This window comes from Aeromicrobium sp. SP1 (assembly GCF_055663785.1).
The window spans coordinates 2,187,054-2,200,221 of sequence record NZ_JBQVVK010000001.1; the positions used below are offsets into that span (position 1 = coordinate 2,187,054).

General features: G+C 69.0%; 16 protein-coding genes. 1 reads left to right on the top strand and 15 read right to left on the bottom strand.

Annotated elements, in window-relative coordinates; all coding sequences use genetic code 11:
- Positions 1–2: 2 nt before the first annotated feature.
- Genes rpsQ through rpsJ form a run of 11 tightly spaced genes read right to left on the bottom strand, consistent with a single transcriptional unit; the run spans position 3 to position 5,549 of the window.
- Positions 3–284: a 30S ribosomal protein S17 gene (rpsQ, locus tag ACT26F_RS10790; RefSeq protein ID WP_471670534.1), complete on the bottom strand. Its 282-nt coding sequence runs from the start codon at positions 282–284 to the stop codon at positions 3–5.
- Complete coding sequence (gene rpmC, locus ACT26F_RS10795; protein WP_471670535.1) at positions 281–496, bottom strand: 50S ribosomal protein L29; 216 nt, start codon at positions 494–496, stop codon at positions 281–283. The genes rpsQ and rpmC overlap by 4 nt, the downstream gene beginning before the upstream one ends.
- On the bottom strand, positions 496–915 hold the full coding sequence (gene rplP, locus ACT26F_RS10800; protein WP_471670536.1) for a 50S ribosomal protein L16: 420 nt from the start codon (positions 913–915) through the stop codon (positions 496–498). The genes rpmC and rplP overlap by 1 nt, the downstream gene beginning before the upstream one ends.
- Positions 915–1,721, bottom strand: a complete 807-nt coding sequence (rpsC, locus tag ACT26F_RS10805; protein WP_471670537.1) for a 30S ribosomal protein S3 — start codon at positions 1,719–1,721, stop codon at positions 915–917. The genes rplP and rpsC overlap by 1 nt, the downstream gene beginning before the upstream one ends.
- 1 nt (position 1,722) lies before the next feature.
- The gene (rplV, locus tag ACT26F_RS10810; protein WP_471670538.1) at positions 1,723–2,136 is read right to left on the bottom strand and encodes a 50S ribosomal protein L22; all 414 of its coding nucleotides are present in this window, start codon (positions 2,134–2,136) and stop codon (positions 1,723–1,725) included.
- Complete coding sequence (gene rpsS, locus ACT26F_RS10815) at positions 2,133–2,414, bottom strand: 30S ribosomal protein S19 (RefSeq protein WP_471670539.1); 282 nt, start codon at positions 2,412–2,414, stop codon at positions 2,133–2,135. The genes rplV and rpsS overlap by 4 nt, the downstream gene beginning before the upstream one ends.
- A 14-nt stretch (positions 2,415–2,428) precedes the next feature.
- The gene (gene rplB / locus ACT26F_RS10820; RefSeq protein WP_471670540.1) at positions 2,429–3,259 is read right to left on the bottom strand and encodes a 50S ribosomal protein L2; all 831 of its coding nucleotides are present in this window, start codon (positions 3,257–3,259) and stop codon (positions 2,429–2,431) included.
- 20 nt (positions 3,260–3,279) lie between these two features.
- Complete coding sequence (rplW, locus tag ACT26F_RS10825) at positions 3,280–3,582, bottom strand: 50S ribosomal protein L23 (protein WP_471670541.1); 303 nt, start codon at positions 3,580–3,582, stop codon at positions 3,280–3,282.
- Positions 3,582–4,568, bottom strand: a complete 987-nt coding sequence (rplD, locus tag ACT26F_RS10830; protein WP_471670542.1) for a 50S ribosomal protein L4, sunset domain variant — start codon at positions 4,566–4,568, stop codon at positions 3,582–3,584. The genes rplW and rplD overlap by 1 nt, the downstream gene beginning before the upstream one ends.
- A 5-nt stretch (positions 4,569–4,573) precedes the next feature.
- Positions 4,574–5,224, bottom strand: coding sequence for a 50S ribosomal protein L3 (rplC, locus tag ACT26F_RS10835; RefSeq protein WP_471670543.1), 651 nt, complete (start codon positions 5,222–5,224; stop codon positions 4,574–4,576).
- 16 nt (positions 5,225–5,240) lie between these two features.
- Positions 5,241–5,549, bottom strand: coding sequence for a 30S ribosomal protein S10 (gene rpsJ, locus ACT26F_RS10840; RefSeq protein WP_087624403.1), 309 nt, complete (start codon positions 5,547–5,549; stop codon positions 5,241–5,243).
- 402 nt (positions 5,550–5,951) lie between these two features.
- Here rpsJ and ACT26F_RS10845 point away from each other — a divergent pair, with 402 nt between their 5' ends.
- Positions 5,952–8,114 (top strand): sensor histidine kinase, encoded by a 2,163-nt coding sequence (locus ACT26F_RS10845; RefSeq protein ID WP_471670544.1) that lies wholly within the window; start codon positions 5,952–5,954, stop codon positions 8,112–8,114.
- On the opposite strand, the gene ACT26F_RS10850 is transcribed toward ACT26F_RS10845, so the two are convergent.
- From ACT26F_RS10850 to fusA, 4 genes are all read right to left on the bottom strand, one after another.
- On the bottom strand, positions 8,074–8,724 hold the full coding sequence (locus tag ACT26F_RS10850) for a response regulator (RefSeq protein ID WP_471670545.1): 651 nt from the start codon (positions 8,722–8,724) through the stop codon (positions 8,074–8,076). The genes ACT26F_RS10845 and ACT26F_RS10850 overlap by 41 nt on opposite strands.
- Before the next feature lie 28 nt (positions 8,725–8,752).
- A complete protein-coding gene (locus ACT26F_RS10855) occupies positions 8,753–9,661 on the bottom strand; it encodes a cation diffusion facilitator family transporter (protein WP_471670546.1) in 909 nt (302 codons plus the stop codon).
- 75 nt (positions 9,662–9,736) lie between these two features.
- A complete protein-coding gene (tuf, locus tag ACT26F_RS10860) occupies positions 9,737–10,930 on the bottom strand; it encodes an elongation factor Tu (RefSeq protein WP_471670547.1) in 1,194 nt (397 codons plus the stop codon).
- A gap of 95 nt (positions 10,931–11,025) precedes the next feature.
- Entirely contained in the window at positions 11,026–13,137 is a 2,112-nt protein-coding gene (gene fusA / locus ACT26F_RS10865; protein ID WP_471670548.1) for an elongation factor G, read from the bottom strand.
- Positions 13,138–13,168: the final 31 nt, after the last annotated feature.

The following is a 13,168-nucleotide window of genomic DNA, read 5'->3' on the forward strand; positions in this document are numbered from 1 at the left end:
TCTCACTTCGCCTTCTCGAGGATCTCCACGACGCGCCAGCGCTTCGTGGCCGACAGCGGACGCGTCTCCGTCAGACGGACACGGTCGCCGACGCCGGCCGCGTTGGCCTCGTCGTGGGCCTTCAGCTTGATGTTGCGACGCAGCACCTTGCCGTACAGCGGGTGCTTGAAGCGCTCCTCGATGCTGACGACGACGGTCTTGTCCATCTTGTCGCTGACGACCAGGCCCTCGCGGACCTTGCGGGGGGTACGGTCGTTGGTCATTTCCTGGTCCTTCGTGCTCATGCCTCGACCCCTTCGATGATGCCGAGCTCGCGCTCACGCAGCACCGTGTAGATGCGCGCGATGTCCTTGCGCACCGTACGCAGGCGCGCGGTGTTGTCGAGCTGACCGGTGGCGTTCTGGAAGCGCAGGTTGAACAGCTCCTCCTTCGCCTCCTTCAGCTTCACGGCCAGGTCATCGGCGGTGAGGTCGCGGAGTTCTGTGGCGTTGCTCATCAGAGGTCTCCTGTCTCTCGGGTGATGAAGCGGGCCTTCATCGGCAACTTGTGGATCGCGCGGCGCATGGCCTCGCGGGCGACGTCCTCGGGAACACCCGAGAGCTCGAACATGACGCGGCCGGGCTTGACGTTGGCGACCCACCACTCGGGCGAGCCCTTGCCCGAGCCCATGCGGGTCTCGGCCGGCTTCTTCGTCAGCGGACGGTCCGGGTAGATGTTGATCCAGACCTTGCCGCCACGCTTGATGTGACGGGTCATGGCGATACGGGCGGACTCGATCTGGCGGTTGGTCACGTAGTGACCCTCGACCGCCTGGATGCCGAAGTCACCGAAGGCGAGCTCCGTGCCACCCTTGGCAACGCCACGCCGCTTGGGGTGGTGCTGCTTGCGGTACTTGACGCGACGGGGCATCAACATCAGGACTCAGCTCCTTCCGGCGCCGCAGCGGGAGCGGCGGCAGCGGCCTCGGCCGGAGCCGAGGCGGCGGGGGCGCCGTCACGAGCGGGACGACGGGCGCCGCCACGCTCACCACGGCCGGGACGACGGCTGCCCGGAGCGGCCGCGCGACGGGCCGCCTCGGCCTCGCGCTCGGCCCGGGTACCGGCGACCTCGCCCTTGTAGATCCAGACCTTCACGCCGATGCGGCCGAAGGTCGTCTTGGCCTCGTAGAAGCCGTAGTCGACGTCAGCGCGCAGCGTGTGCAGCGGGACGCGACCCTCGCGGTAGAACTCCGAGCGGCTCATCTCGGCGCCGCCGAGACGACCCGAGCACTGGATCCGGATGCCCTTGGCACCGGAGCGCATCGTGCTCTGCATCGCCTTGCGCATCGCGCGACGGAACTGCACGCGGCCGCTCAGCTGCTCGGCCACGCCCTGCGCGACGAGCTGGGCGTCCATCTCGGGCTGCTTGACCTCGAGGATGTTCAGCTGGACCTGCTTGCCGGTCAGCTTCTCCAGGTCGCCACGGATGCGGTCGGCCTCGGCGCCACGGCGACCGATGACGATGCCCGGGCGCGCCGTGTGGATGTCCACGCGGACGCGGTCGCGGGTGCGCTCGATCTCGACGCGGCTGATGCCGGCGCGGTCCATGCCCTTGGTCAGGAGACGACGGATCTTGACGTCCTCACCGACGTAGCTGGCGTACAGCTTGTCGGCGTACCAACGGCTCTTGTGATCGGTCGAGATGCCGAGGCGGAAGCCGTGCGGGTTGATCTTCTGACCCATGTCAGCGGCCCTTCTTCTCGTTGTCTGCGGGTTCGACGACCACCGTGAGGTGGCTCGTGCGCTTCAGGACGCGGTTGGCCGCACCCTTGGCGCGCGGACGCCAACGCTTCATCGTCGGGCCCTCGTCGACCATCACCTGGGTGATGACCAGGCTCGAGCGGTCGAGGCCCTCAGTGGTCTCGGCGTTCGCGGCGGCGGAGTCGACCAGCTTGTAGAAGTTCTCGGCCACGGCCTGCGGCTGGAACTTCAGCGAGGTCAGCGCGTCCTCGACGCGCGTTCCACGGATCAGGTTGGCGACACGACGCGACTTCTGCGGCGTGACGCGCACGAAGCGCGCCACGGCGAAGGCGCCGGGGGCGTCACCGAGCAGGCGCTCGCGGCGCGCGCTCACGTTGTCGCGGGTGGTGGCACTCATCGACGCTTCGCCTTCCGGTCGTCCTTCTCGTGGCCCTTGAACGTGCGGGTGGGAGCGAACTCCCCCAGCTTGTGGCCGACCATCGAGTCGGTGACGAACACGGGCACGTGCTTGCGGCCGTCGTGCACGGCGATCGTGTGTCCGATGAAGGACGGCAGGATCATCGAGCGGCGCGACCAGGTCTTGATCACGTTGTGGGTACCGGCCTCGTTCTGAGCGTCCACCTTCTTTTCGAGGTGGCCATCGATGAACGGGCCCTTCTTGAGACTGCGCGGCATGGTTCAGTCCTTCCTTACCGCTTGCCGGACTTGCGTCGGCGGACGATCATCTGGTCGCTGGCCTTGCGCTTGCGCGTACGGCCCTCGGGCTTGCCCCACGGGCTGACCGGGTGACGGCCGCCGGAGGTCTTGCCCTCACCGCCGCCGTGCGGGTGGTCGATCGGGTTCATGGCGACACCGCGGACGGTCGGGCGCTTGCCCTTCCACCGGTTGCGGCCGGCCTTGCCCCAGTTGATGTTCGACTGCTCGGCGTTGCCGACCTCGCCGATCGAGGCGCGGCAGCGAACGTCGACGTAGCGCATCTCGCCCGAGGGCAGGCGCAGCTGGGCGCGCGAGCCCTCCTTGGCGACGAGCTGCACCTTGACGCCGGCCGAGCGGCCCATCTTGGCGCCGCCGCCCGGACGCAGCTCGATCGCGTGGATCGTGGTGCCGACCGGGATGTTGCGCAGCGGCAGGTTGTTGCCGGGCTTGATGTCGGCGCCGACTCCGGCCTCGACGGTCATGCCCTGCTTCAGACCCTCAGGCGCGATGATGTAGCGCTTCTCGCCATCGGCGTAGTGCAGCAGCGCGATGCGGGCGGTGCGGTTCGGGTCGTACTCGATGTGAGCGACCTTGGCCGGCACGCCGTCCTTGTCGTACCGCTTGAAGTCGATGATCCGGTAGGCGCGCTTGTGGCCACCGCCCTGGTGACGGGTGGTGATGCGCCCCTGGTTGTTGCGGCCGCCCTTCTTGGGCAGCGGCTCGACCAGCGACTTCTCCGGCGTGGTGCGGGTGATCTCGGCGAAGTCCGCCACGCTCGAGCCGCGACGGCCCGGGGTGGTGGGCTTGTACTTGCGAATAGCCATGTCTTTTACTCAGTCCTCACTCAGGCCTGGGCGGAGAAGATGTCGATGCTCTGGCCGGCGGCCACGCTGACGACGGCGCGCTTGGTGTCCTTGCGCTTTCCGAGGCCGTTGCGGGTCCGACGAGCCTTGCCCTTGCGGTTGATCGTGTTCACCGACGTCACCTTGACCCCGAAGATCTCCTCGACGGCGATCTTGATCTGGGTCTTGTTGGCGTCCGGGTGGACCACGAACGTGTACTTGTTGTCGTCGAGCAGGCCGTAGCTCTTCTCACTGACGACGGGGGCGATCAGGATGTCGCGAGCGAACGCTCCGTGGTTGCTCATCAGTTCTCCTCCTGGGCCTCTTCGCCACCGGCCGGCGCGAAGCCGGCGGCCTCGGCGGAGTCGGTGGTGTCGAACCAGACCTCGGCGACCGTCTGGTCGTACCACTGGCTGGCCGGGGTGTGGTAGAGCTTCGAGTCCTCGTTGCCCTTGATGTCGTGACCCTTCGGCGCGTTGCCGCTGGCCAGCGGAGCCTTCGAACCCGGGCCGTACGGCTGGGTCTTCGTGGCGCCGGCCTTGGCATCACCGTCGGTCTCGGTCGCGGCCTTGGCCTCGACCTTCTCGGCAGGCTTCTCGGCGGCCTTCTTGGGGGCTGCCTTCTTCGCCGCCGGCTTGGCGTCCGTGACCTCGGTGGCCGCGGCGCTCAGCTTGACGGTCTCGGCACCCTCGGTCGAGCGCGCCGCGACGAACGCGTCGAACGCCGTCTTCGTGAAGACGATGTCGTCGGCCCGCAGCACGTCGTACGTGTTGAGCTGGTCGAACGGCAGCAGCGCGATGTTCTGCGCATTGCGCAGGCTCAGCGCGGTGACGGTGTCGTCACGATCGAGGACCACGAGCACGCGGGGACGCGAGGTCAGCCCGCGCACGGCGGCCAGGGCGGCCTTCGTGGAGGGCGACGTGCCGGTCACGATCGACTCGACGACGTGCACGCGACCGTTGCGGGCCCGATCGGTGAGGGCACCGCGCAGGGCGGCGGCCTTCATCTTCTTGGGCGTGCGCTGGTCGTAGCTGCGCGGCGTCGGGCCGTGGACCACGCCACCGCCGTTGTACTGGGGTGCGCGGATCGAGCCCTGACGGGCGCGGCCCGTGCCCTTCTGGCGGTACGGCTTCTTGCCACCGCCGGCAACCTCGCCGCGCGACTTGGTGTCGTGCGTGCCCTGACGGGCGGCGGCGAGCTGGGCGGTGACGACCTGGTGGATCAGCGGGATGCTGACACGGGCGTCGAAGATGTCGACGGGCAGGTCGACGTCAATGGTCTTGGTGGCCATGTCGGTCAGGCTCCCTTCGCAGCGGAGCGGATGACGACGAGCGCGCCCTTGGCCCCGGGCACGGCGCCCTTGACCAGGATCAGGCCGCGCTCGGTGTCGACCGCGTGGACGGTGAGGTTCTGGGTGGTGACCGTGTCGGTACCCATGTGACCCGCCATGCGCAGGCCCTTGAAGACGCGACCCGGGGTGGCGCAGCCACCGATCGAGCCGGGCTTGCGGTGGTTGCGGTGCGCACCGTGCGAGGCGGACACACCGGCGAAGCCGTGACGCTTCATGACGCCGGCGAAGCCCTTGCCCTTGCTGGTGGCGGTCACATCGACCTTGTCGCCGGTGGCGAAGATCTCGGGCGAGATCTCCTGGCCGACGGTGTAGTCGGCGACGGCCTCGGTGCGGATCTCGACGATGTGGCGGCGCGGCGTGACGCCGGCCTTCGCGAAGTGACCGGACTGCGGCTTGTTCAGCTTGCGTCCGTCGACCTCACCGAAGCCGAGCTGGATGGCGCTGTAGCCGTCCGTCTCGCGGGTGCGGACCTGGGTCACGACGTTGGTGGAGGCCTCGAGGACGGTGACCGGGACGACCCGGTTGTTCTCGTCCCAGACCTGGGTCATGCCGAGCTTGCGACCGAGGAGGCCGCGCGCGGTGAGAGTGCTGCTCATGTGTGTGCGTCTCCCCTCAGAGCTTGATCTCGATGTCGACACCGGCCGGCAGGTCGAGTCGCATGAGCGAGTCGACGGTCTTCGGCGTCGGGTCGATGATGTCGATGAGCCGCTTGTGGGTGCGCATCTCGAAGTGCTCGCGGCTGTCCTTGTACTTGTGCGGCGAACGGATCACGCAGAACACGTTCTTCTCCGTCGGCAGCGGCACGGGGCCGGCCACCTTGGCGCCGGTGCGGGTCACGGTGTCGACGATCTTCTTCGCCGACGAATCGATGACCTCGTGGTCGTAGGCCTTGAGCCGGATACGGATCTTCTGTCCCGCCATGCTCTCGCTCGTCCTTTACGTTCGTCTTTGCGTCGCCGTCCCCGGGTTCGGGGGTGGCATCGCCCCCCTGACTCCATTCCCCGAGGTCGGGCGTGTCGCGGCGCTGACGCGCACAGAGCTCACACACTTCTCGAGTTAGGTGGTTGGACCGGCTCCGCTCCGCGATGCAGGGCGGCTGGCCGGACAACACGGTCTCGGGATCGGCTTCGGCGTTGAGCCGGGCGTGAGTTCCCGACCGCTGAAGCCACCGCAACCATGCCGGGGCAACCTGACCATTCTGACAGACGCGGCAGGGCAAACACAAATCGGGTCACGACGGGAGCATGCGCCCGGCGTGTCAGCGGATTCACGGACTTCTCCGAACCGCCCTCGGCGGCCCGTCCGCGCGACTAGTGTGCGCTCGTGGGTTGGGCCGAGGAGACCGATTGCTGGTTGCAGCGCATGGTCTCCGTCGCGGTCTTCGTGCTCGCCGCGCTCACGGTCCGCGACCCGACCACGCTCACCGCGATCGTCGTCGGGCTCATGGTGCTGACCGGCCTGAGGCTGGTGACGACCCGCGGCAGTGCGCTCGACGTCGTGCTCATGCTCGGCGCCCTCGTCCTGCAGACGTTCGAGGAGCACCGGCTCCCCAGCGGGTCCGGGGGCGACTCCCATCCGGGCTACCTCGTGCTCGTCGCCGCGGTGCTCGTGACGCTCGCGGTGCTGCCTGCCGTGCGCGCGTGGATCGTCGTCGTGCTGCTCCTGGTCGTGTACGTCGTGACCCACATCGGTCGCGTCGAGCCGCTGGGCCTGGCCCTCGAGGTCATCGCCGCGGCGTCGACCGCGGCCGGGACGGCGACGGTGCTGTGGGGTTTGCGCCGGTCGGCCCGCCGCTCGGACGAGGCGGCCTCCCAGCAGCGCGACGTGCGCCGCGCCGCGGAGGACCGGCACGCCGCCACCGACGCGCTCCTCGCGGCACGTCGGCTGCTGCACGACCACCTGATCGGCGCGTTGGCGCTCATCCAGACCCGGTCCGACCCTCGTGTCGCCGCCACGGCCGCGGCGGCGGCGCTGACGGCCCTCGACTCGACCGCCCCCGGCAGCAGCGACGCGAGCTGGACGCTGTCGGGCTCGGAGTTGGGCATCGACGTCGCGATCGAGGCCCCGGACGGCGAGGTCGGTCAGGACCTGCCGCCGGCCGTCACGACGGCTCTGTTCGACGCGGCCCACGAGGCCCTGCGGAACGTCGTGCGCCATGCGGGCGTCGACACGGCGACCGTGCGGGTCAGCGGCGGCCCGAAGGACGTGACGATCGAGGTGATCGACCAGGGCGCGGGGTTCGACCTCGCGTCGGCCCGGGGGTTCGGCCTGGACGTCTCGGTGCGCTCCCGCGTCGCCGAGGTCGGTGGCACGACCGAGATCACGTCGGCCGTCGGCGAGGGCACGACCGTGCGCCTGCGCTGGTCCGCCTCCCCCCGCGGCAACCGCGACGCCGGCTCGCGCTGGATCGACCTGAGGACGGCCGTCGGCGACCTGCGCGTCATCGTGTGGGGCTATCCCGCCTTCCTGATGCTCGGGCAGGTGGCGATGCTCGCCGCCCATCCCGGCCCCCATCCCGCGGCGGCGCACCGGCTCGGCACCGTGGTCCTGGTGGCGAGCGTCGTCCTGCTGTGGCGAGCCGTGCGCGCTCCCCTCTCGCTGCCGCTCGTGTGGGGCTGCGTCCTCGTCCCGCCACCGGTCGTCGCGTTCGGACTGTTCCTGGCCGGTCCCGGGGCGCTGCTGGGATTCGAGTCGTGGATCGTGGGCCTGTGTGAGGTCCCGCTGGTCGTCCTGGCCCTCGTCGGCCCCGTGTGGAGCGTCGTGGGTGGCGCGGCCGCCTACTGCGGCGTCGTGCTGGCGTGGGCCCAGCACGATCCGACCCTGGGTCCGACGGACGTGCTCGCGGTCGCGACCCAGCCGGGCCTGCACGCGGCGATCTTCCTGATCTCGGCCTTCGCGATCGCCCGGGTCGGGAACGTCGCGACGCGCGCCCAGGAGGAGATGTCCCGTGAGGTCCTGGACAACCAGCGCCTCCAGCTGCGCCGCGCCTACCTGACCGAGCGCCTCGGCGAGGCCGAGTTCGAGGTGCGTGCACTGCTGCGCGACGTCGCCGCCGGGGACTCCGTCTCGACCGATCCCGCGGTGGCCAGACAGGCCGGCGTGCTGGCGCAGCGACTGCGCGACGAGCTCACCGCCCCGGGTGCGCTCGGCCGCGCCGCCCGGACGCTCGTCGACCATGCGCGGTGGTCGGGCACGTCCGTGGCACTGCGCACCGGGACGGTGACGCCCGCGGAGGTGGACGCGATCAGCGCCATCGTCGCGATCATCCTGCGCCCCCGGCTGCCCCGCGCGGTCGTGGTCACGCGGCGCGCGGACGGCCGGCCCGGGATCATCGTGACGATCTCGCCGACGCCCGAGCCGTCCCGGCGCGCCGAGCTCACGGCACTCAACGCGCACTGGGACGTCGCCCTGGACGGTGACGACGAGATCGCGCGGGTCCGGGTCGCTACTGGCGGTCCAGATGGCCTTCCTCACGAGCAGCGGTGACGAGGGCATGGGCGTTGCCCGCCTCGATCCCCCGCTCGCGATAGGCCGCGACCGCCCGGTTGAGGTGCTCGCGCACCGTCGACTCGCTGATCGCCAGACTTCGCGCGATCGCCCGGTAGGACAGGCCCTCGGAGATCTCCTGCAGGATCTGCACCTGGCGCGGCGACAGCCGCGTCACGAGTGACGCATCCGTCAGCAGGGCGTGGGCCAGGGCGCCCGAGCAGGCGAGCTCGCCCGACACGGCGTCACGGATCGCCGCGACGATCGTCTCGATCGGATCGACCTTGAGCACGAGGCCCGACGCTCCCGCGGCGACGGCGCGCCGGATCGGGACGGGCCGGTCCTCGGAGGTGAACAGCAGCACCGTGGCGCCGTTGGCCCTCAACCGGCGCACGTCCGTCACGGCACTCTGGCCGGCCGGGCGGTCCATCGACAGGTCCAGCAGGACGACGTCGGCCTCGGCACCGGGGCCGGCGAGGAGCTGATCGGTCGACACGGCGACCGCGAGGACGCGTAGTCCCGGATCGGCGGCCGTCAGCGCCGCCCCGATCCCGGACAGGACGACGGGGTGGTCGTCGACGGCGGCGACCGTGATCTCGGGACTGCTCATGGTGCATCGCTCACGTGCTGGCGCTCGTTCATCGGTGGGCGTGCCTCTCGGTGTCGGCGTGGCCGGTGGGCTCGATCTGGAAGGTCGAGTGCTCGACGTCGAAGTGGTCCTGGAGGCAGCCCCGCAACCGGTCGAGCACGGCGTGCGCCTCGGCCATGCCCAGCACCGAGTCGTCGACGACCACGTGCGCGCTCATGACGGGCATGCCGCTCGTGATCGTCCACACGTGCAGGTCGTGCACGTCGGCGACGCCGTCGACTCCGACGATGTGGCGGCGCAACTCCTCGAGGTCGACCTCGCGGGGGCTGGCCTCGAGCAGGACCTCGACGACGTCGCGCAGCAACGAGACCGCACGGGGCACCACGAGCGCCGCGATCAGCAGCGAGGCGATCGGGTCCGCGACGTACCAGCCGGTCGCCACGATCACGATCGCGGAGGCGATCACGGCGACCGAGCCGAGCGCGTCGCCGAGGACCTCGAGGTAGGCACCGCGGACGTTGACGCTCTCCTGGGCACCGTCCTTGAGCAGGAACAGCCCGATGACGTTCACGGTCAGACCGATCGCGCCGGTGACCAGGACCGACCAGCCGGCCACGTGCGGCGGATCGTCGAGCCGGCGCACCGCGCCGACCACGATCGCGGCGCAGATGCCGAGCAGGACGAGGCCGTTGACCCCGGCCGCGAGCACCTCGGTGCGGTGGAACCCGTACGTCCGCCGGCGTCCTCCCGGACGCTGGGCGACGGAGATCGCGGCGAGCGCCAGGACGAGTCCGAAGGAGTCGCTCAGCATGTGGCCCGCATCGGCGAGCAGCGCGAGGGAGCCGCTGAGCAGGCCAACGACGACCTGCAGGACCAGGACGCCGACGGTCAGCGCGAGCACGAGCGTCAGCCGCCCGCGGTGCCGCACTCCCGTGCCGTGCGCGTGATCGTGTCCCACGGTTTCAGGATAGGTGGGAAACGAAGAACCCCCGGGCCGAAGCCCGGGGGTTCTCACGCAGTACGTGTCAGACGATCACTTGTTGATCTTCGTGACACGGCCGGCGCCGACGGTACGGCCGCCCTCGCGGATGGCGAAGCGCAGGCCCTCCTCCATGGCGATCGGCTGGATCAGCTCGACCGTCATCTCGGTGTTGTCGCCGGGCATGACCATCTCGGTGCCCTCGGGCAGCGTGACGACGCCGGTGACGTCCGTGGTGCGGAAGTAGAACTGCGGACGGTAGTTGTTGAAGAACGGCGTGTGACGGCCACCCTCCTCCTTCGAGAGGATGTAGACCTGACCCTCGAAGTCGGTGTGCGGGGTGGTCGAACCCGGAGCGATGACGACCATGCCGCGCTCCACGTCCTCGCGCTTCGTACCACGCAGCAGCAGGCCGACGTTCTCGCCCGCCTGGCCCTCGTCGAGGAGCTTGCGGAACATCTCGATGCCCGTGACCGTGGTGGTCTGCTTGTCCTCGCGGATGCCGACGATGTCGACGGTCTCGTTGACCTTGACGACGCCGCGCTCGATACGACCGGTGATGACGGTGCCACGACCGGTGATCGTGAAGACGTCCTCGACCGGCATGAGGAACGGCTTGTCCGTGTCACGCGGGGGCAGCGGGATGTACTCGTCGACCGCGTTCATCAGCTCGATGATCGACTCGCCCCACTTGGCGTCGCCCTGGAGCGCCGGGTGAGCGGCGACCTTGACGACCGGGACGTTGTCACCGTCGAACTCCTGCTCGCTGAGCAGCTCGCGGACCTCGAGCTCGACGAGCTCGAGGATCTCCTCGTCGTCGACCATGTCGCACTTGTTGAGCGCGACGACCATCGCGGGGACGCCAACCTGGCGGGCCAGGAGGACGTGCTCACGGGTCTGCGGCATGGGGCCGTCGGTGGCGGCGACCACGAGGATCGCGCCATCCATCTGCGCCGCGCCGGTGATCATGTTCTTGACGTAGTCGGCGTGACCCGGGCAGTCGACGTGCGCGTAGTGACGGTTCTCGGTCTGGTACTCAACGTGAGCGATCGAGATCGTGATACCGCGCTGACGCTCCTCCGGAGCCTTGTCGATCTGATCGAAGGCCGAGGCCTCGTTCAGATCCGGGTACTTGTCGTGCAGCACCTTGGTGATCGCCGCGGTCAGCGTCGTCTTACCGTGGTCGATGTGACCGATGGTGCCGATGTTCATGTGCGGCTTGGTCCGCTCGAACTTCGCCTTAGCCACTGGGGCCCTCCTGAGTTGATATTTCTAGCTTGTTGACTTGAAACGCCGTGCGGTTCGCGACGAACCAACGGCCACCTTATGTGATGGACCGACGGTTACTCGCCGCGGGCCTTCTTGATGATCTCTTCCGCGACGTTCTTGGGAACCTCGGCGTAGGAGTCGAACTGCATCGAGTACGACGCGCGGCCGGAGGTCTTGGACCTCAGGTCACCCACGTACCCGAACATCTCGGACAGCGGCACGAGCGCCTTGATCATCTTGGCGCCGCCGTAGCCCTCCTCCATGGACTGAACCTGTCCACGGCGGGAGTTGAGGTCGCCGATCACGTCGCCCATGTAGTCCTCGGGCGTCGTGACCTCCACGGCGAACATCGGCTCGAGCAGGACCGGATCGGCCTTGCGCGCAGCCTCCTTGAAGGCCATCGAGCCGGCGAGCTTGAACGCGAGCTCCGACGAGTCGACGTCGTGGTAGGCGCCGTCCTCGAGCGTGACCTTCACGTCGACCATCGGGTACCCGGCCAGGATGCCGAACTGCATCGCGTCCTGGGCACCGGCGTCGACCGAGGGGATGTACTCGCGCGGGACGCGGCCACCGGAGACCTCGTTGGAGAACTCGTAGCCGCCCTCACCGCCGACGACCGAGCCGGTGGGCTCGATGCCGATGATGACCTTGGCGAACTGGCCCGAGCCACCGGTCTGCTTCTTGTGCGTGTAGGAGACGCCGTCGACCTTGCGCTTGATGGTCTCGCGGTACGCGACCTGCGGCTTGCCGACGTTGGCCTCGACCTTGAACTCGCGCTTCATGCGGTCGACCAGGATGTCGAGGTGCAACTCGCCCATGCCGGCGATGATCGTCTGACCGGTCTCCTCGTCGGTGTGGACCTGGAACGTCGGGTCCTCCTCGGCGAGCTTCTGGATCGCGACGCCGAGCTTCTCCTGGTCGCTCTTGGTCTTGGGCTCGATGGCGACCTGGATGACCGGGTCGGGGAACGTCATCGACTCGAGCACGATCGGGTTCGAAGCATCCGCCAGGGTCTCGCCCGTGGTGGTGTCCTTGAGGCCCATGACGGCCACGATCTGACCGGCACCGACCGACGCGATCTCCTCACGCTTGTTCGCGTGCATCTGGTAGACCTTGCCGATCCGCTCCTTGCGGCCCTTGGTCACGTTGAGCACCATCGTGCCGGCCTCGAGGCGACCCGAGTAGACGCGCACGAAGGTCAGCTTGCCCAGGTGCGGGTCGGTGGCGATCTTGAAGGCCAGACCGGCGAACGGGGCCTCGTCGGACGGCTCGCGGCTGTCCTCGACCGACTCGTCCTTGGCGCTGTGACCCGTGACCGCGCCGACGTCGACGGGGCTGGGCAGGAAGTCGACGACCGCGTCGAGCAGGGGCTGCACGCCCTTGTTCTTGAACGCGGTGCCACACAGGACCGGGTTGAGCTTGGCCGCCAGGGTCGCGCGACGGATCGCGGCCTTGAGGATGTCGACGGAGATGTCCTCACCCTCGAGGAACAGCTCGGCGATCTCGTCGTCGACGTCCGACAGCGTCTCGAGCAGGGCCTCACGGCCCTCCTCGGCGGCGTCGGCCAGCTCGGCCGGGATCTCCTCGATCGTGTAGTCCTCGCCCACCGCGGTCTCGCCGCGCCAGGTCAGGGCACGCATGCCCACGAGGTCGACGACACCGAGGAAGTCACCCTCCGAGCCGATCGGCAGCTGCAGGACCAGCGGCGTCGCGCCGAGGCGCTCGCGGATGGTCTTGACGCAGAAGTCGAACGAGGCGCCCGTGCGGTCGAGCTTGTTGACGAAGCACATGCGCGGGACGCCGTACTTGTCGGCCTGACGCCAGACGGTCTCGGACTGCGGCTCGACGCCGGCGACACCGTCGAACACGGCGACGGCACCGTCGAGGACGCGCAGCGAGCGCTCGACCTCGACCGTGAAGTCGACGTGGCCGGGCGTGTCGATGATGTTGATCTGGTGGTTCTTCCACCAGCAGGTCGTCGCGGCCGACGTGATCGTGATGCCGCGCTCCTGCTCCTGCTCCATCCAGTCCATCGTGGCGCCACCCTCGTGGACCTCACCGATCTTGTAGTTGATGCCGGTGTAGAAGAGGATGCGCTCGGTCGTGGTGGTCTTGCCGGCATCGATGTGCGCCATGATGCCGATGTTGCGGACGCGAGTCAGGTCGGTCGTGATGTCGGTTGCCACGTGTGGTCTCAGCCTTTACGAGATGTGGGGG